Consider the following 252-nt stretch of genomic DNA (forward strand, 5'->3'; position numbering starts at 1 on the left):
CGGTCCGAGCGCATCCGGCCCAGCACCTGCACCGGCAAGTCCTTGAGCAGGTGGGCCAGGCGGGGCACGTCGTATCCGGCGTCCACCACGATGAGGACGTCCCGGTCGCCGTCCTTCCACTGCCCGGCATCCATCAGCCGCTCGATGAGCTCGCGCATCTGCCGGGCGGTGACGGTGGCGGCGTCGTCCCCCGGCGCCAGACGCAGAGCGTCCAGCGGCGCGGTCCAGGAACTGCGGCCTGCTTCCAGCGCG

Annotated in this window: 1 protein-coding gene; it reads right to left on the minus strand. The window is 72.6% G+C overall.

Annotated elements, in window-relative coordinates:
* A partial coding sequence (locus tag AOQ53_RS33140; protein WP_236711903.1) for a transposase occupies positions 1 to 252 on the minus strand: 252 nt, incomplete at both ends.

The sequence above is a fragment of the Streptomyces azureus genome, from assembly GCF_001270025.1.
GTDB classification, from domain to species: domain Bacteria; phylum Actinomycetota; class Actinomycetes; order Streptomycetales; family Streptomycetaceae; genus Streptomyces; species Streptomyces azureus.